At 64.9% G+C, this 17,553-nt stretch carries 13 protein-coding genes and 1 tRNA gene; 12 read left to right on the top strand and 2 right to left on the bottom strand.

Annotated features, from left to right (window positions below; genetic code table 11):
• Nucleotides 1–137 precede the first annotated feature (137 nt).
• The 8 genes from GRZ55_RS07300 (at nucleotide 138) to GRZ55_RS07265 (ending at nucleotide 7,933) form a co-directional block, all read left to right on the top strand.
• Nucleotides 138–905: a FadR/GntR family transcriptional regulator gene (locus GRZ55_RS07300; protein ID WP_169286242.1), complete on the top strand. Its 768-nt coding sequence runs from the start codon at nucleotides 138–140 to the stop codon at nucleotides 903–905.
• Entirely contained in the window at nucleotides 902–1,699 is a 798-nt protein-coding gene (locus GRZ55_RS07295) for an SDR family oxidoreductase (protein ID WP_169286241.1), read from the top strand. The genes GRZ55_RS07300 and GRZ55_RS07295 overlap by 4 nt, the downstream gene beginning before the upstream one ends.
• Complete coding sequence (locus tag GRZ55_RS07290) at nucleotides 1,696–2,604, top strand: SMP-30/gluconolactonase/LRE family protein (RefSeq protein WP_169286240.1); 909 nt, start codon at nucleotides 1,696–1,698, stop codon at nucleotides 2,602–2,604. Before GRZ55_RS07295 ends, GRZ55_RS07290 begins: the two co-directional genes overlap by 4 nt.
• A gap of 20 nt (nucleotides 2,605–2,624) precedes the next feature.
• The gene (locus tag GRZ55_RS07285) at nucleotides 2,625–3,869 is read left to right on the top strand and encodes a sugar ABC transporter substrate-binding protein (protein ID WP_169286239.1); all 1,245 of its coding nucleotides are present in this window, start codon (nucleotides 2,625–2,627) and stop codon (nucleotides 3,867–3,869) included.
• Between the two features lie 36 nt (nucleotides 3,870–3,905).
• Nucleotides 3,906–4,808 (top strand): carbohydrate ABC transporter permease, encoded by a 903-nt coding sequence (locus tag GRZ55_RS07280; RefSeq protein WP_169286238.1) that lies wholly within the window; start codon nucleotides 3,906–3,908, stop codon nucleotides 4,806–4,808.
• A complete protein-coding gene (locus tag GRZ55_RS07275) occupies nucleotides 4,808–5,659 on the top strand; it encodes a carbohydrate ABC transporter permease (RefSeq protein WP_368856596.1) in 852 nt (283 codons plus the stop codon). The genes GRZ55_RS07280 and GRZ55_RS07275 overlap by 1 nt, the downstream gene beginning before the upstream one ends.
• Before the next feature lie 19 nt (nucleotides 5,660–5,678).
• A complete protein-coding gene (locus GRZ55_RS07270; protein ID WP_169286237.1) occupies nucleotides 5,679–6,707 on the top strand; it encodes an ABC transporter ATP-binding protein in 1,029 nt (342 codons plus the stop codon).
• A gap of 113 nt (nucleotides 6,708–6,820) precedes the next feature.
• Nucleotides 6,821–7,933 carry a serine hydrolase gene (locus GRZ55_RS07265; RefSeq protein WP_169286236.1) on the top strand — a complete coding sequence of 371 codons (1,113 nt, stop codon included), beginning with the start codon at nucleotides 6,821–6,823 and terminating at the stop codon, nucleotides 7,931–7,933.
• A 207-nt stretch (nucleotides 7,934–8,140) separates the two neighbouring features.
• Here the strand turns inward: GRZ55_RS07265 and GRZ55_RS07260 are convergent.
• A tRNA-Ser gene (locus GRZ55_RS07260) sits at nucleotides 8,141–8,231 on the bottom strand.
• Nucleotides 8,232–8,457: 226 nt separating this feature from the next.
• On the opposite strand from GRZ55_RS07260, the gene GRZ55_RS07255 reads away from it, so the two are divergent.
• The 4 genes from GRZ55_RS07255 (at nucleotide 8,458) to GRZ55_RS07240 (ending at nucleotide 13,551) form a co-directional block, all read left to right on the top strand.
• Nucleotides 8,458–9,624 (top strand): serine hydrolase, encoded by a 1,167-nt coding sequence (locus GRZ55_RS07255; protein WP_169286235.1) that lies wholly within the window; start codon nucleotides 8,458–8,460, stop codon nucleotides 9,622–9,624.
• Between the two features lie 239 nt (nucleotides 9,625–9,863).
• Nucleotides 9,864–10,592: a TorF family putative porin gene (locus tag GRZ55_RS07250; protein WP_169286234.1), complete on the top strand. Its 729-nt coding sequence runs from the start codon at nucleotides 9,864–9,866 to the stop codon at nucleotides 10,590–10,592.
• A 137-nt stretch (nucleotides 10,593–10,729) separates the two neighbouring features.
• On the top strand, nucleotides 10,730–11,845 hold the full coding sequence (locus GRZ55_RS07245; protein ID WP_169286233.1) for a pyridoxal phosphate-dependent aminotransferase: 1,116 nt from the start codon (nucleotides 10,730–10,732) through the stop codon (nucleotides 11,843–11,845).
• Nucleotides 11,842–13,551: a SulP family inorganic anion transporter gene (locus GRZ55_RS07240; RefSeq protein ID WP_169286232.1), complete on the top strand. Its 1,710-nt coding sequence runs from the start codon at nucleotides 11,842–11,844 to the stop codon at nucleotides 13,549–13,551. The genes GRZ55_RS07245 and GRZ55_RS07240 overlap by 4 nt, the downstream gene beginning before the upstream one ends.
• A 2-nt stretch (nucleotides 13,552–13,553) precedes the next feature.
• Here GRZ55_RS07240 and metH read toward each other — a convergent pair whose 3' ends face one another.
• Complete coding sequence (metH, locus tag GRZ55_RS07235; protein WP_169286361.1) at nucleotides 13,554–17,351, bottom strand: methionine synthase; 3,798 nt, start codon at nucleotides 17,349–17,351, stop codon at nucleotides 13,554–13,556.
• Nucleotides 17,352–17,553 lie beyond the last annotated feature (202 nt).

Below are 17,553 nucleotides of genomic sequence, written 5' to 3'. Positions count from 1 at the left end.
GTCACGTGGCTCCCTCCAGCAGCAGCGCAAAAGCGCCCCCGCCTCTTTACCCGCTAACTGGATTTCTTGGCAACTTATAATCTTAGTTGCTAGGTTGGAAGGATGTATGCTAGGTGACTGCAATCCGAGGGGGGACCATGAGCACGGAATCCACCAGAAAGTTCTTCGTCGACGCCAAGCCGGCCGCGCCCGCCAGGCTTGCAGACGCTGTTTCCGATGCGATCGCGATGGCGCTCCTGGACGGGCGGATCGCGCCCGGCGATGCGCTGCCCGCCGAAGGAGAGATTGCCAGGGAGTTCGGCGTCTCCAAGCCCATCGCACGCGAGGCCCTGCGGCAGCTCACATCCGCTGGCCTGATCTCCACCCAGCAGGGAAAGGTGGCGCGTGCCAAGGAACTCAATGGCGAACCGCTCGACCGCATCTATGGCTATGCGGTCAGATCGAGCCTGACGCGGCTGCGCGAGGCCAACGAGATGCGGCGCGTGGTCGAGACGGGCATCGCCCGGCTGGCGGCGGAACGCCAGGAAAAATCGGGACTGGCGGTGATGGAGCGCGCGCTGGATGAAATGCGACGTGCACTGAAGGAGCCTGAAGGCTTCACCGAGGCCGATATTCTCTTCCATCTCGGTATGGCCATGGCGACCGGCAACACGATGATCCGGGTCCAGATGGAGGGCATGCGCGCTGTCCAGCGCGAGGTCTCGGAGCTGTTTTCGCGCCGATCGAATCGTACCGACGCCGATTGGGACGCAACGGTCGAGCGCCATCGCGATATCTACGAAGCAATTGTGGCTGGCGACGCCGACCTCGCCCAGACCCACATCGAGATCCATTTCGAGGCGGCCGACATCGCCTCTTTCGAGGTCGCCGAAAAGCTCGGCGAAGAAAAGGATCGGACGCGGTGAGCGGGCCGTTCTCCCTCGCTGGCCGCCGCGCACTCGTAACGGGTGCCAATTCCGATATTGGCGCGGCGATCGCGCGCGGGCTGGGTGGCCAGGGAGCGCAGCTGGTCCTGCATCATCTGGGCGCCGCCGACGAAACGGAAAGACTGGCTGGTGAGATGCGCGCACAAGGGTGCGCGACCGCGGTCGTCGAAGCAGATTTTCTCGACCTTTCCTCGGTCGTACCCTTTGCCGGCAAGATCATGGCCGAGCACGGCCCCATCGACATTCTCGTGTCCTGCACGGCGATCGAACGCAGACTGCCCTGGACGGAAGCCACGCCCGCCCATCTCCAGGCGCATTTTGCTGCCGGGGTGATGGCACTCGTCTCGCTGGCGTCGGTTCTGGTGCCGCCAATGGCCGCGCGCGGCTGGGGACGCGTGGTTGCGATCGGCAGTGTGATTGCGGCCCGCCCGCGCGCCGAAACGGTGGCCTATGCCGCCGCAAAATCCGCCCAGCTAACGGCCTTGCGCGCCATCGCGCGTGACGTGGCGCGGGATGGCGTGACGATGAACGTCGTCTCTCCCGGCGCCATCGAAACCTCCCGCCTCGCTGAGCGCTATGCCGATCCGCATTTCCGCAACGCGGTCACCGCGAAAATACCTGCCGCGCGGCCGGGCCGGCCGGAGGAGGTTGCCGGGCCGGTGCTGATGCTGTGTTCGGATGCCGGGGCCTACATAACGGGCGCCAACATTCCCGTTGACGGTGGGTGGACGATCGGCGACGCGCCGGGCGCCTTGCCGGGAGAGCCTTCATGAGCACCAGCGCTCCGATCAGGATCTGGCATGCGGGCGCCGACATGGTGGGCGAAAGTCCGCTCTGGGATGCGGCCGCGAATGCCGTGTGGTGGGTGGACATTGCAGGTCGCGCGATCCGCAGACTCGACCTCGCCACCAGCGAGGTGACGAGCATCAAGACATCCTTCATGCCAGGCGCGGTCGCGCTGGACGGGGAAGGCGACATCGTCGTGGCAGGCGGCACGGGCTGGTACCGCCTCGCCGACGATGCTTCCTTCGAGCTGCTCGCCCCCCTGCCCGGTTCACCCACCGGCATGCGCATGAATGACGGCGTGGTCGATCCCGCCGGCAGGTTCTGGACGGGGACCGTACCGACCCAGCCCGGGAAGACGCCATGCGGGAAGCTCTATCGCCTTGATGAGGCTGGGGCCGTCGAGGTTTTGGATGGGCTCGGCACCCAGAACGGCGCCGCGGTCTCGCCGGACGGCGCGACCTTCTACCTCGCTGACAGCCATCCGGATGTGCGGACCATCTGGGCGTTCGACTTCGACGTCACCAGGGGCACGCTGGCCAATCGGCGCGTTTTCCACCGCCCGGCGCGCGGCCGCCCGGATGGCGCGGCGGTCGACACGGACGGTTGCTACTGGTTTGCCGCCATCGATGCCGGGCTGATCGTTCGCCTCGACCCGCAGGGCCACGAGATCGGGGCGATAAAGCTGCCCGTCTCGCGCCCGACCAACCTCGCCTTTTGTGGCGAGACGCTTTCGACGCTCGTCATCACATCGATGTCGATGGGAACGGACGGCGAAAAATGGGCCGGTTCGCTTTTTGCCGTGGAGCCGGGCGTGAAGGGCTGGCCTCAGCCGCAAGCGACTTCACTGCCGGTCGTCTCCTCGCTCGAGCCAGCCAAGCTGAAGACGGGATGAAACCCAAGGGAGGAAAAGCCATGAAGTCCGTTGTGAAAAGCATAACCCTGTCGGCGCTTGCGCTCGGCATGATGTCGTCGGCGCTTGCCGCAGCCGAACTCCGCTTCACCGTGTGGACGGGCAACCAGGCCCATCTCACCATGCTCAACGAGATCGCGGAAAGCTTCAAGGAGACGCATCCCGAAGTGACGGTGAGATTTGAGACGATTCCGGCCGGCGACTACACGCAGCGCCTGACCTTTCAGCTTGCCGGCGGCAATCCGCCCGATGCCGGCTGGATGATGGAAGACGCCGCCTCCACTTTCGCCAATGCCGGGGTCCTGGAGAATCTGGCTCCGGCGCTGAATGCCGCAGAAGGATATGATCTCGCCGACTTCTCCGAGCCGGCAATGGGCTTGTGGCGGGGAGACGACGAAGTATGGGGCGTTCCCTTTTCAACCTCGCCCTTCGTGATCTTCTACAACAAGGACATGTTCGACGCGGCGGGACTCGACGATCCGTTGGCGCTTGCCGCCAGAGGCGAGTGGGACATGGACAAGTTCCAGGAAGTCGCCAAGGAGCTTACCGAAGCCAATGATGCCTGGGGGTTCGAGTTCAAGGACGGCCAGGGATACGATTCGCGCATCATGCACGCTTTGATGCCGCCGATCCGCGCCTATGGTGGCGACGTCTGGGCCAATCAGGAATGCGGTTTCGACAAGCCCGAGGCGATCGCAGCGGTGCAGCAGTTGCATGACATGGTCTTCACCGATCGCTCGATCGTGCCACCCGGCGAGAATGGCGACTTCTTCTCCGGCAACGCGGCGATGACGATCAACCAGATCTCGCGCGCCTCGCTGATGGCCGATGCCGGCTTTGAATGGGGTATCGCGCCCTTGCCCACCGGCCCCGGCGGCGAGGCGCCGGTCATCGGCCAGGCCGCCATCGTGGTGTTCGCCGCAGGACGCCAGAAGGAACTTGCCGCCGAGTTCGTCGCCCATATGACGAATGAGGCGAACGTCGCCAAGATGGCGCAGTTCTTTCCACCGGCGCGCAACAGCGTCCTGTCCAGCGAGGCCTTCACCACCTCCAACAATCTGATCCCCGCTGAACAGATGGAGGTGGTCGGTGAGGCCATCGCCACGGGCAACGTGCTCCCAAGCCACGAGCGCAGCCCGCAGATTCTCGCGGCCATGCGGCCACGCGTCGACGCCCTGTGGCGGGCGGAGGCCAATGTGGAAGACTCGCTGAAAGCCGTCTGCGCAGCCATTCAGCCGCTTCTCTAGGGGGATCGCCAAGTGACGGGGAAGCCGGCTACCAGCATGACGGCGCGCGCAGAGCGCGCGCCGTGGCTTACGCTGAAGATGCGCGAGGCGATGGAGGCATGGATCTTCCTCAGCCCCACGCTCATCGGCTTCCTCATTTTCTTTGTCGGGCCGCTGATCGCGGTGGTCGTCTACTCGCTGAGCGAGTGGAACCTGCTGTCGCAGCAATCGACCTTCGTCGGACTGGCCAATTACGACGATGCACTCTTTCGCAATCCCGATTTCTGGCAGGTGGTGCGCAATTCCATCGTTTTTGCGATCGGCCTGGTGCCGCTCAACATGGCGCTGGCACTGGCCCTGGCACTGGCCCTGTCGCGGCGCTTTCCCGGGGTGATCTTCTTTCGCACGGTATTCTTTGCGCCGGTCGTCACCTCGGCCGTCGCCTGGGCGATCGTGTGGAAATTCCTGCTCCAGGGCGAGGCCGGTTTCGTCAACCAGATGCTCGCCGGGATCGGGATAGATGGACCGAACTGGCTGCGCCATCCCGACTGGGCGATGGTCGCCGTCATCCTGACCAGGGTCATCAAGATGGTCGGGCTCAACATGATCCTCTACATCGCCGCGCTGCAAGCCATCCCGCGCGACTACGAGGCGGCCGCACGGCTCGAAGGGGCTTCGAACTGGCAGATCTTCCGCATGATCATCTGGCCGTTGCTGGGGCCCACGACGCTGGTCATCATGGTCATCACTACCATCGGCTCGTTCAAGGTATTCGACCACATCTACCTGATGACGGGCGGCGGACCGGAGAACGGCACGCTGGTGCTCGCATTCTACATCTACCAGCAGGGCTTCCAGTTCTTCGATGTGGGCTACGCCTCGGCTCTCGCGATGATCATGTTCGTCATCGTCATGACGCTCACCATCGTTCAGCTTGCGCTACGCAGGAGGGACACGTGATCGGCGCCCTCACCCAGCCCCAGCTTCGGCTGATCAAGCAGATCTGCTGGACGATTTCGCTTTGCATCGTGGCAATCCCCTTCGTGTTCCCGTTTCTGTGGATGATCACCTCGGGCCTCAAGGGGCCGACCGAGATCTTCGGGCAGCCGAGCCTGATCCCGCGGACGTTTCGCTGGAGCAATTATGTCGAGGTGTTCACCTACCAGCCCTTCGCAAGGCAGTATTTCAACTCGCTCTATGTCGCCGTCACGGTCACCATTCTGACCCTCTTCATCTCATCGCTTGCCGGCTACGCACTGGCGAGACTGCGCTTTGCCGGTGCCGCGCTCGTTGCGCTCTTCCTGGTGTCGGCGCTGATGGTCCCGGAGGAAGTGACCATCATCCCGAACTTCTTCCTGATCCGCTGGATGGGGTTGAGTGACACGCACTGGCCGCTGATCCTGCTGCCGGTCTTTGGCCCGCAGGGCATCGTGGGCACCTTCCTCATGCGTCAATACTTCATGGCCCTGCCCAAGGAGTTGGAAGAAGCGGGAAAGATGGATGGCCTGTCGCGCTTCGGCGTCTGGTGGCGGATTGCGCTGCCCATGTCGCGGCCCGCGCTTGCCGCCGTGGCCATCATCACGTTCCTCAATTCGTGGAACCTGTTTCTCGAGCCGCTGATCTTCATCTCGTCGCTTGAGAACTTCACGCTGCCGCTCGCCCTGTCGAATTTCACCGATCCCTACGGCTCGCCGCTCTGGCACCTGCAGCTTGCCGCCACCACGCTTGCCGTCGTGCCAATCTTGATCGTCTATTTGATCGCGCAACGTCAGATCATCGAGAGTTTCGCGCTTTCAGGCGTCAAGGGCTGACTGAGAGAACGGAAACGCCATGTCCAGCCTCACCCTTCGCAATCTCCAGAAAAGCTTCGGCCGCGTCGACGTGATCCGGGGCGTGGACCTCGACGTCGCCGATGGCGAATTCGTCGTCTTTGTCGGTCCCTCCGGCTGCGGCAAGTCCACCCTGTTGCGGATGATCTCCGGGCTGGAGGACGTGACCGATGGCGAACTGCGCATCGGCGACCGCATTGTCAACGAAGTGCAGCCCGCCAGGCGCGGTGTCGCCATGGTCTTCCAATCCTACGCCCTCTACCCGCATTTGAACGTGCGCGACAATATGGGCTTCGGCCTCAAGGTCCGCAAAGTGCCGGTCGCCGAGCGCCAGCGGCGCGTTACCGAGGCTGCCACACTGCTCAAGCTCGACACGTTGCTCGATCGTTTTCCGCGCGAGCTCTCGGGCGGCCAGCGCCAGCGCGTCGCCATCGGTCGCGCCATCGTCGGGCACCCCGACGTGTTTCTCTTCGACGAACCCTTGTCGAACCTGGACGCAGAACTGCGGGTTCACATGCGTGCGGAGATCGCCGCGCTGCACAAGCGGCTTGGCAATACGATGATCTACGTGACCCACGACCAGGTCGAGGCGATGACGCTGGCCGACAAGATCGTCGTGCTGCGCGACGGGCGCGTCGAACAGGTTGGAAGCCCGCGTGAACTCTATGAGCGGCCCGACAACATCTTCGTTGCCCAGTTCATCGGCAGTCCCAAGATGAACATCCTGCCGGCCTCCGCAGCAGGCGGCTTCGGTGCGCAGCCCGACGGCACGGTGCATGTCGGCATTCGGCCGGAGCATCTGTCGCTTGTCGCGCCCGACGAGGGCCACATCGTGGGGAAGGTCGTCATCGCGGAATATACCGGGGCGGCAACACTGCTTCACGTCACGCTTGCAGGCGGCGAGACCTGTCTCGTCGTCGTGGATGGCGAAGCCCCGGAGCCGGATGCCCAGGTCGGACTGACCGCGCATCCGAAGAATCTGCACTACTTCGATGCGGACGGATTGGCGTTCGGGCTTTCCCGGGCCTAGCCGATGTCCGTCTTTCGACGGGATTCACGCGCCTCCCCGATCGAGACGCGAATGAAACGTTAGGACACATTCCCCATCATGTGCGCTTCCGCTCTCGAACCCCGGATCGCCAGATGAGACATGTTTGCGCCGCCGCCGCCATAACCGCCCTGCTTGCGGCCACACCCTCCTTCGCGGATGATGCGTTGCTCAAGGAGGCGGTCGGCTTCACGGGCCAGATCTTCCACCTCGACACCGGCGTTCCCGGCATGGTCATTGCCGCGGTACGTGGCGGCGAGAGCGTCGTCTTCGGTTTCGGGGAGGTCGCCAGGGGCAGCGGTCTCAAGCCCGACGGCGAAACGCAGATCGCCATCGGATCGATCAGCAAGACCTTCACCGGCCTCGCGCTGGCCCATGCCGTTGCCGACGGCAAGGCCGCCTTGACCGATCCGGCCGAGCCACATGTCGGCATCGTCGAGACCCTGCCGGAGCGCGACGGTCACGCGATCCGGCTCATCGATCTTGCCATCCACGCCAGCGGATTGCCGCGCGAGCCCTCGCCCGTCGCAGGCGTCGATCGGCACAGCGACGCCTCCTTCGCTGCCAGTCTTGCGGGCGATCCTCTGCTCTTCACGCCCCAGACCGGCATTCTCTACTCGAACGTCGCCTTCGATCTCCTCGGGATGGCGCTCTCGGGACTGTACGACATGCCCTATGACGAGCTCCTTCAGGAGAAGGTGCTCGACCCGATCGGCCTGGCCTCGACGGGCTTTGCGCGGCCGCACGGCGACAACGTCATGACCGGTTATGACTGGAATGGCGTCGAGATGGACCCGGGCGATCCCATCCCAAACCGCTTCGGCGCCTCGTCGCTGTACAGCAGCGCCAACGACATGGTCCGCTTTCTCCACTGGAACCTCGACCGCACTGGCCAGAACGGCGCCGAGGCCCGGGCAATCAGCCATGCCGGCTGGATCATTCGCGACGGTCTCGACCCGGTCTCCGGCATGGACGAATCCGGACATATGGACGCAATGGGTCTGGGCTGGGTCATCATGATGCCGGAAGGCGACCGCCCCCTGGTCATCCAGAAGGCAGGCGGCACGGACGGGATCTTCAGCTACATCGCCTTCGCACCGACCCGTGGCGTCGGCGTGTTCATCGCCATCAACCAGTTCGACTTCTCTGCCGCGACAGCCATGGCCCGCGTGGCGAACCGGCTGATCGCCACGCTCGCGCCGCGCTGAGGCGGATTGATCATCGCGAGGGACAATTGCGGCCATCGATCATTCCCCGCGAAGACGTGGAGCGGAGCGAAACTGCCGTGAGCGATATGATGGCGGAGAGTTCGGAGAAACCTTCGAACTCAAAGCCACGCGGGCGACCGCCCGCCGGCCAGTCAGGCCGCCCTCGCGGAGGCGTGGAGCGAAGCGAAACTGCCGTGAGCGATATGATGGCGGAGAGGATGGGATTCGAACCCACGAGAGCCTTTTGAGCCCTACTCCCTTAGCAGGGGAGCGCCTTCGACCACTCGGCCACCTCTCCAGCGCCGCCCCTGATAGCCATACATCCCTTGTCGCTCAAGGATTTTCTGTCGGCGCGCCGCAGTTGGCTTTGGAAGGGTGCCGCAGACGGCGCGTAACGGGAGGGCTGCAACCGCACGGCGCCGGCGTTTGTCCTGCCGAAACGCGTCGCGCTTGACGCCCGCCGATCGCCGGCCCTAACCAGATCCGCCCGACCCGTCCGTCCCTCTTTCCCCGCGAGTCACGCCATGATCACGCCCGCCGAACGCGCCGCCATCACGCTCGAAAACTGGCGCAGCCATCCCGCCGCGCGCTGGAGCTTCCAGCACGCCAGCGAATTCGTGCCGACGGCGACGATTGCGCAGGCCGCGGCAACGCCGGTCGCGCCGCCGCCCGCCGGCCCGTTGCATGAAATGCGGATCGAGGACGCAAGGGGACAGGCAACACCGGCGATCGAACTCCTGGCCCGGCGCCACACCGATTCGCTGCTCGTCATGCGCGGGGGTCGGGCGCTCGCTTCATGGAGCGCGCCGCATGCAGATTTCGACGTGCCGCATCTCATCTTCTCCATCTCCAAATCGATTGCCGGCCTTGCCGTCGGCATTGCCCAGGGCGACGGGCTGATCGATCCGGAGACCCCGATCGTCGACCTTGTGGCAAGCATGGAGCCTTCCACCTACGGTTCCGCCCGCCTGCGCGACCTTCTCGACATGACGGTCGATCTCGACTTCGACGAAGACTATGTCGACCATGGCGGGGCGTTCGACCGCTACCGGCGCGCCATGTTGTGGAACCCCGAGCGCGCCGGTACGCACCCGGAAACGATGGAGGCTTTCCTCGCGACCTTGCCCGCGCAGGGCCACGGGCACGGGTTGCGCTTCCACTATGCCTCGCCCAACACCGATCTGCTGGGAATCGCGCTCGAACGCGCGGTGGGCAGGCGTTTCCATGACTATGTCGCCGAGCGGCTGTGGCGCCCGCTTGGCCTTGCGGGTCCGGCCTATGTCACGGTTGACCGCGTGGGCACCGCGCGGGCCGCCGGCGGCATCTGCCTCACCGTCACCGATCTGGCACGCATCGGCCAGTTGGTGCTCGACGGGGGCCGCGGTCCCGACGGCAGCCAGGTCGTGCCCCGGGCATGGATCGACGACATGCGCGAGGGCGGCGACCGGCAGGCATGGATCGATGGCGATTTCGCCGACATGTTCGCCCATGGCCGCTATCGCTCGGGCTGGTACGACGTGGGCGACGGGCGTGGCACACTCGCCGCCATCGGCATTCACGGCCAGTATCTGTGGGTCGACTTTTCGAACCGGGTGGTCGTCGCGCGCACCGCCTCGCGGCCGGCGGCCAGCGACGATGACGAGACGCAGCAGGATATCGCGCTCGTCTCCGCGCTGGCCCGCGCCTTCTGATTGCACACTCTCAAGGCAGTTCCAGACGCCTGCGCGCCGTCAGGAGGCGTTTGCCGCAGGATTAGGCGGTCAGCTGTTGCTTCTATGCAACGCGTAGGCGATCTGCTTGCCGACTACCTAAACTGCTTGTTGCCGCAGAACGATTTACAGATGAAATAAATCCAGCAAGCAGATTCGCCATGTTTGGCGGGAGGGATCGGCTAGCGGATCGGACACCTATCTCATCGTTGGGGACTCGCATGAAAAAGATCGTAATCGCCGGTGCCGCAGTGATGGCCCTCGCTACCGCGCCTTCCTTCGCAGCCGACGCCATCTACGCGCCGGCCCAGCCCAGCTACACGCCCGAGCAGGCCGATCTGGCGATCGATCTCGCCTTCGGCGTCACCGCCACCACGGCCTATGTGTCGCGCGGCTACGACTACAGCAACGGCCCCGCCATCCAGGGTTATGTCGAAGGCTCCTACGAATGGGTCTATATCGGCGTCTGGGCATCCAGCCTCAGCGGCCCGCTCAGCGCTCCGGACACGGTGGAGATCGACTTCTATGGCGGCATTCGCCCGACCTTCGGCGACCTGTCGCTGGATATCGGCTATGCGCGCTACTACTACAACCGTACCGGCGATGCCGGCGGCGAGATCTACGGCAAGGCCTCCTACGCCTTCACCGATGTCGGCCTGACCCCGGGCGTCGAACTCTACTGGGATCCGGAGAACCGGACCAACTATGGCGTCGCCAGCCTGGCCTATGCGCTGCCCTACGATCTCGAGCTTTCCGGCGGTGTCGGCACCACTTTCCGCGGCAATGTCGACTGGAATGCGGGAATTTCGTACACCTATGCCGAGACGGTGACGCTCGACCTTCGCTACTACGGCTCGAACCGCAACGACCCGGACATGTTCCGCAACAAGTTCGTGGCCTCGATCTCGCTCGACAGCTCCATTTCCGCCCTGCGCAACATGATGCGCTGAGCGATCGTTCTTTCCTGAGCCTGACTGAAGCCCGGCCTTTGGCCGGGCTCTTTTCTTGGCGCGACCTCGTGGCTCGGTTGCGTGGCCGAAAGCCGAGGCGTAGTGTCCGCGCCATACTCACCAGACCGGCATTCGCCATGACAGACCGACTTCCGCTCACCCCGCTCGCGCGCCTGCTTCCAGACACCGTTCCCTTCGTCGGGCCCGAAGCCCAGGAGCGTACGCGCGGCAGGCCTTTTCGCGCGCGCCTCGGCGCCAACGAGAACGGTTTCGGCCCTTCCCCGCGTGTCGTGGCCGCCATGGCGGAAGCCGCCGGCGAGATGTGGAAATATTGCGACCCCGACAATTTCGACCTGAAGTCGGGCATCGCTGCCCATCTCGGGCTGCAGGCGGGCAATGTCGTCATCGGCGAGGGCATTGACGGGTTGCTTGGACTGACGGTGCGTCTCTTCGTGCGCGAGGGCGATGCGGTGGTGACATCGCTCGGCGCCTATCCGACCTTCAACTACCATGTCGCCGGCTTCGGCGGCCGCCTCGTCACCGTGCCCTACCGGGACGACCGCGAGGATCTCGGCGCCCTGCTCGATGCTGTGAGACGCGAAAACGCGCCGCTCGTCTACCTGTCCAATCCGGACAACCCTATGGGAAGCTGGTGGGCGGCATCCGAGATAGAGGCCTTTTTCGAGGCGCTGCCGGAGACGACAATTCTGATCCTGGACGAGGCCTATGGCGAGACCGCGCCGCCGGATGCCCTGCCCGCCATAGACGTTTCGCGGCCCAATCTCGTGCGCATGCGCACCTTCTCCAAGGCCTATGGGCTGGCCGGCCTCAGATGCGGCTATGCGATCGGGCATCCCGACACGATCCGGGTCTTCGAGAAGGTGCGCAACCATTACGGCATGAACCGCATGGCGCAGGCGGGCTGTCTCGCCGCGCTCCACGACCAGGATTATCTGGCCGGGATCGTGGCGCGCACGGCCGCCGGCCGGCACCGGATCGCGGAGATCGCGACGGGGCATGGGCTGAAACCCTTGCCTGCGGCGACAAACTTCGTCGCCATCGACTGCGGCCGCGACGGGGCGTTCGCGCTCAAGGTGATGCAGGAACTCCTGGCCCGAGACGTCTTCGTGCGCAAGCCGATGGTGCCGGTGCTCGACCGCACCGTGCGCATCAGCGTCGGGCCCGAAGCGGAAATCGACCTGTTCGAGGCCGCGTTCGGTCCCGCTCTCGAGGCCGCCCGGCAATCCTCATGAGTACCGGCACAGCGATAGGGGGCAGAGCGCAGGAGCCGGGTTTCGGCGACCTCTTCACACCCAAGCTCGTCACCGTCCTGCGCGAAGGCTATCGCCTTTCCCATCTGCGGGCCGACGCCATTGCCGGGTTGACGGTTGCCATCGTCGCCCTGCCCTTGTCGATGGCCATCGCCATCGCCTCGGGTGCGACGCCCGCGCAGGGTCTCTACACCGCCATAGTCGGCGGCTTCTTCGTCTCGCTGCTCGGGGGCAGCCGATTCCAGATCGGCGGGCCGGCCGGCGCCTTCATCGTGCTTGTGGCGGCGACCGTGATGGCACACGGCATGGACGGGCTGATCCTGGCCACCCTGCTGTCGGGCCTCCTGCTGACGGCGGTGGGCTTCCTGCGGCTTGGTACCTACATCAAGTTCATCCCCTACCCCGTTACGGTGGGCTTCACGGCCGGCATCGCCGTCATCATCTTCGCCAGCCAGATTCGCGACATGCTGGGCCTCTCGCTCACCGGCCCGGAACCCGGTCCGCTGCTCGAGAAGCTGCCGGTCCTGTGGGCGGCATTGCCCGGTTTCGATCCGGCGACGGTCGCGCTGGCGTTGGCCACCATCCTTCTCATCGTCGGGCTGAAGCGCTGGCGGGCGAGCCTCCCGGAGATGCTGATCGCCATCGCCGCGACCTCGCTCGCTGCCTGGGCGCTCGACCTCGAGGTCGCCACCATCGGCACGCAGTTCGGTGGAATCCCATCCGCCCTTCCGATGCCCACGCTGCCCGAAATCACCCTCGATCGGGTTGTGGCGGTGCTGCCAAGCGCCTTCGCCTTCACGCTGCTGGGATCGATCGAATCCCTTCTTTCGGCGGTCGTCGCCGATGGCATGACGGGGCGGCGCCACCGCTCCAACTGCGAATTGGTGGCGCAAGGCGTCGCCAATGTCGCCTCGGCGCTGTTTTCGGGCATCTGCGTGACCGGCACCATCGCGCGCACCGCCACCAATGTGCGGTCCGGCGCGCACGGTCCGGTGGCCGGCATGCTGCATGCCGTCTTCCTGCTCGCCTTCATGCTGGTGGCCGCGCCGCTGGCCAGCTACATCCCGCTGGCCGCCCTCGCCGGCGTGCTGGCTGTGGTGGCCTGGAACATGATCGAGAAGCACGCCATCGCCATGCTCATGCGCGCCTCCTGGGGCGATGCCGCGGTGCTGAGCGTGACCTTCGGGCTGACCATCTTCCGCGACCTGACCGAGGCCATCATCGTCGGTTTCGCGCTGGGCTCGGTGATCTTCATCCACCGCATGTCGCAGGTGGCCGCCGTGGCAACCCATGTCCCCTTTGTGCGGGAGGACGAAGCCGATGATGCAAACCGGACGCCCTATGAGGAAACGGCGGCAACCGATCCCTCCATCGTGGTCTATCGCATTTCCGGCGTCTTCTTCTTCGGTGCGGCTGCATCGATCGGTTCGGTGCTCGACCGCATCTCGGATGCCCATCGTGCGCTCATCATCGACTTCTCGGGCGTGCCGCTGGTCGACGCGACGGCCGCCAACACGATCGAGGTTCTGGCCCACAAGGCTGCCCGACGCGACATCCGGATCGTCCTGACCGGCACCTCGCGGCCGATCCGCCACGAACTGTTCCTGCACGGCATCAAGCCGCCGCTGGTGCGCTACGAGCGCAGCATTGACGTTGCACTGGCGAAGCTTCGCCGCGAGATCGGCTAGGCTTACGCCGCCTCGTCGGCCGCATCGGCTCCCGGCACGTAGTTGAGGATGGGCGAGAGCCAGCGTTCGACCTCCTCAACCGCCATCCTCTTGCGCCGCGCATAATCCTCGATCTGGTCGCGCTCGACCTTGGCGACGCCGAAATAGTAGCTGTCGGGATGGCCGATATAGAGGCCCGAGACGGAGGAACCCGGCCACATGGCGAAACTCTCGGTCAGCCTGACGCCGATGGCCTTCTCCGCGTCCAGCAGCGAGAACAGCGTGTCCTTCTCGGTGTGGTCGGGCTGGGCGGGGTAGCCGGGCGCCGGGCGGATGCCGGCATAGGCCTCACCGACGAGTTCCTCGCAGGAGAATGCCTCGTCGGGCGCATAACCCCAGAACTCCGTGCGCACGCGCTCGTGCATGCGCTCGGCGAAGGCTTCGGCGAAACGATCGGCCAGCGCCTTGACCAGGATCGAGGAGTAATCGTCATTGGCGCGCTCGAAGCGCTCGGCGATCGCCACCTCCTCGATGCCGGCCGTGACCACGAAGCCGCCGACATAATCGCTCTTGCCGCTGTCCTGCGGCGCGACAAAATCCGACAACGCGACGTTGGGCCGTCCCTCGCGCTTGGCCAGCTGCTGGCGCAGCGTGTGCAGCGTCTTCAGTTCCTTGCCGCGTGACTCGTCCTCGAACAGGCGGATGTCGTCTCCCACCGCATTGGCGGGCCAGAAGCCGATCACCGCCTGCGGCCTGAACCACTTCTCCTCGATGATCTTGGCCAGCATCTCCTTGGCGTCGGCAAAGAGCGAGCGCGCCGCCTCGCCCTGCTCCTCATCCTCGAGGATCTGCGGATAGCGCCCCTTCAGTTCCCAGGTCTGGAAGAAGGGCGTCCAGTCGATATAGCGGGCGAGCTCGGCCAGATCCCAGTCCTGGAAGACGCGGGTGCCGAGGAAGGAGGGCCGCGCCGGCTCATAGGCGTTCCAGTCGACCTTGAAGCGGTTGGCGCGCGCCGCCGGCAGTGGCAGGCGCGATTTCGCCGCTTCCTTGCGCGAATGGGCGTCGGCGACCTTGCGGTATTCGGCGCGCACCGTCTCGATGTAGTTGTCCTTCGTCTGCTTCGACAGAAGGCTCGACACAACGCCGACGGCGCGGCTGGCGTCGGTCACGTAGATCGCCTGGCTCTTCTTGTATTTGGGGTGGATCTTGACGGCCGTGTGGATGCGGCTGGTCGTGGCGCCACCGATCAGGAGCGGCAGGTCGAAGCCCTCGCGCTCCATCTCGGCGGCCACATGCACCATCTCGTCGAGCGAGGGCGTGATCAGCCCCGAGAGCCCGATAATGTCGACCTTCTCCCGGCGCGCCGTCTCCAGGATCTTCTGGGCAGGCACCATGACGCCGAGATCAATGATCTCGTAATTGTTGCAGGCCAGAACCACGCCGACGATGTTCTTGCCGATGTCGTGGACATCGCCCTTCACGGTCGCCATCAACACCTTGCCGGCATTCTCGCGCTTGCCGCCGGCTTCCTTTTCGGCCTCCATATAGGGCAGCAGCACGGCGACCGCCTGCTTCATGACGCGGGCGGATTTCACCACCTGCGGCAGGAACATCTTGCCTGAGCCGAACAGGTCGCCGACGACGTTCATGCCGTCCATCAGCGGGCCTTCGATCACATGCAGAGGTCGCTCCGCCCTTTGCCTCGCCTCCTCCGTATCGGCGTCGATGAAGTCGGTGATGCCGTTGACCAGCGCGTGCTCCAGCCGCTTTTCGACCGGCCATTCGCGCCACGACATATCCTTCTCGCGCCCGCCGCCGCCGGCCGCACCCCGATAGCCTTCGGCAAGCGCCAGCAGCCGCTCGGTGGCGGTGCCCTCGCCTTTCGGCTTGCGGTTCATGACCACGTCCTCGCAGGCCTCGCGCAGTTCGGGATCGATGGATTCATAGACCGCGAGCTGGCCCGCATTGACGATGCCCATGTCCATGCCCGCCTGGATGGCGTGATAGAGGAAGACCGAGTGCATCGCCTCGCGCACCGGCTCGTTGCCGCGGAAGGAAAAGGACAGGTTGGAGAGGCCGCCCGATACGTGCACGCCCGGCAGGTCGCGCGTGATCTCGCGCGCCGCCTCGATGAAGGCGATGCCGTATGGATCGTGCTCCTCGATGCCGGTGGCAACCGCGAAGATGTTGGGATCGAAGATGATGTCCTGCGGTGGGAAGCCGGCCTGTTCCGTCAGGATCTTGTAGGCGCGCTTGCAGATCTCGACCTTGCGCTCCTTCGAGTCCGCCTGGCCCTGCTCGTCGAAGGCCATCACGACCACCGCCGCGCCATAGGCCCGGCAGAGCCGCGCCTGTTCGAGAAACGCCGCCTCGCCTTCCTTCATCGAGATCGAATTGACGACGGCCTTGCCCTGCACGCATTTCAGCCCGGCCTCGATGATCTCCCATTTGGAGGAATCGATCATCACCGGCACGCGCGCGATGTCCGGCTCGGCGGCCACCAGATTGAGGAAGTCGATCATCGCTTGCTTGGAGTCGAGCAGGCCCTCGTCCATGTTGATATCGATGATCTGGGCACCGTTCTCGACCTGGTCGCGCGCGACTTCGAGCGCGGTGTTGTAGTCGCCCGATGTAATCAGCTTCCTGAACTTTGCCGAGCCGGTCACATTGGTGCGTTCGCCGACATTGACGAAGGGAATGTCCTCGGTGAGCGTGAATGGCTCCAGTCCCGACAGCCGCATCAGCGGCTTGATCTTGGGCACAAGGCGCGGGGCGTGCCGTGCGGCCATCTCGGCCAGTGCCGCAATGTGCTCCGGCGTCGACCCGCAGCAGCCGCCGACGATGTTGATCAGCCCTTCTGCCGCGAACGCCTCGAGCTGCGCCGCCATCTCGTCCTCGCCCTGGTCGTATTCGCCGAATTCGTTGGGCAGACCCGCATTGGGATAGGCGCAGGTAAGCGTGTCGGCCACGCCCGAAATCTCGGCCATATGCGGGCGCATGGCATCCGCCCCGAGCGCGCAGTTGAGCCCGACCGAGATCGGGTTGGCGTGGGCGACCGAATACCAGAAGGCCGAAGGTGTCTGGCCCGACAGCGTGCGGCCCGAAAGGTCGGTGATGGTACCCGAGATCATGACGGGCAGATGGATGCCCTTTTCCCGGAATATCTCGTCGCAGGCGAAGATCGCCGCCTTGGCGTTGAGCGTGTCGAAGATGGTCTCGATCAGGATCAGGTCGGCGCCGCCATCGATCAGCCCGCGCAGCTGCTCCCCATAGGCCTCGCGCAGGCCGTCGAAGGTGACGGCGCGGTAGCCCGGATTGTTCACGTCGGGCGACATCGAAGCGGTCCGGTTGGTCGGCCCAAGCGCGCCGGCTATGAAGCGGCGGCGTCCGTCCTTCTGCATGGCGCGGATGCCGGCGCGGCGCGCCAGCCGCGCGCCGTCGCGGTTCAGGTCGTAGACCGCCTCCTCCATGCCGTAATCGGCCTGGGCGATGGAGGTCGACGAAAACGTGTTGGTCTCGATGATGTCCGCCCCCGCCATCGCGTAGCGGTAGTGGATTTCCTCGATCGCCTTGGGCTGCGAGAGGTTGAGCAGATCGTTGTTGCCCTGCTGGTGGCACGCGCAGCCTTCGAAACGCGCGCCGCGAAAGGCCTCCTCGTCAAGCCCGAGCCCCTGGATCTGCGTGCCCATCGCGCCGTCGAGCACGAGAATACGTTCGCGCGCCGCCTTGCTGATCGCCTCGCGTATCTCCGTGCCATTTCGGGGGGCATCCTCGGGTCCGAAAAGATCGTCGAGGCTCTTGTTGCTCACGCCATTCACCATCGTATTGCTGCAGCAGGCGCGAATGCTCACATAAGGATATCTTTATGTCAACATGGGAGCTGGCTCGGGGCCAAGTGCCGGCCTTGAACCGCAGCGGGATATTGGCACATGAGTGGCGGAGCAGGATTGGCGTTCGTCAGGGTTCCAGCAAGGCCATTCTGCTGGCATCTTGTCCGGCCACCAGCGTCCCGCGATACCGGAA

This window comes from Chelativorans sp. ZYF759 (assembly GCF_012911015.1).
Classification (GTDB): Bacteria; Pseudomonadota; Alphaproteobacteria; order Rhizobiales; family Rhizobiaceae; genus ZYF759.
This window is presented reverse-complemented; position numbering and strand designations above follow the sequence as displayed.

Excerpts from the sequence above, each read along its gene's own strand:
- GRZ55_RS07300 (WP_169286242.1), top strand. The coding sequence starts at position 138 with ATGAGCACGGAATCCACCAGAAAGTTCTTCGTCGACGCCAAGCCGGCC.
- GRZ55_RS07290 (WP_169286240.1), top strand. The coding sequence starts at position 1,696 with ATGAGCACCAGCGCTCCGATCAGGATCTGGCATGCGGGCGCCGACATG.
- GRZ55_RS07285 (WP_169286239.1), top strand. The coding sequence starts at position 2,625 with ATGAAGTCCGTTGTGAAAAGCATAACCCTGTCGGCGCTTGCGCTCGGC.
- GRZ55_RS07280 (WP_169286238.1), top strand. The coding sequence starts at position 3,906 with ATGACGGCGCGCGCAGAGCGCGCGCCGTGGCTTACGCTGAAGATGCGC.
- GRZ55_RS07270 (WP_169286237.1), top strand. The coding sequence starts at position 5,679 with ATGTCCAGCCTCACCCTTCGCAATCTCCAGAAAAGCTTCGGCCGCGTC.
- GRZ55_RS07265 (WP_169286236.1), top strand. The coding sequence starts at position 6,821 with ATGAGACATGTTTGCGCCGCCGCCGCCATAACCGCCCTGCTTGCGGCC.
- GRZ55_RS07255 (WP_169286235.1), top strand. The coding sequence starts at position 8,458 with ATGATCACGCCCGCCGAACGCGCCGCCATCACGCTCGAAAACTGGCGC.
- GRZ55_RS07250 (WP_169286234.1), top strand. The coding sequence starts at position 9,864 with ATGAAAAAGATCGTAATCGCCGGTGCCGCAGTGATGGCCCTCGCTACC.
- GRZ55_RS07245 (WP_169286233.1), top strand. The coding sequence starts at position 10,730 with ATGACAGACCGACTTCCGCTCACCCCGCTCGCGCGCCTGCTTCCAGAC.
- GRZ55_RS07240 (WP_169286232.1), top strand. The coding sequence starts at position 11,842 with ATGAGTACCGGCACAGCGATAGGGGGCAGAGCGCAGGAGCCGGGTTTC.
- metH (WP_169286361.1), bottom strand. The coding sequence starts at position 17,351 with ATGGTGAATGGCGTGAGCAACAAGAGCCTCGACGATCTTTTCGGACCC.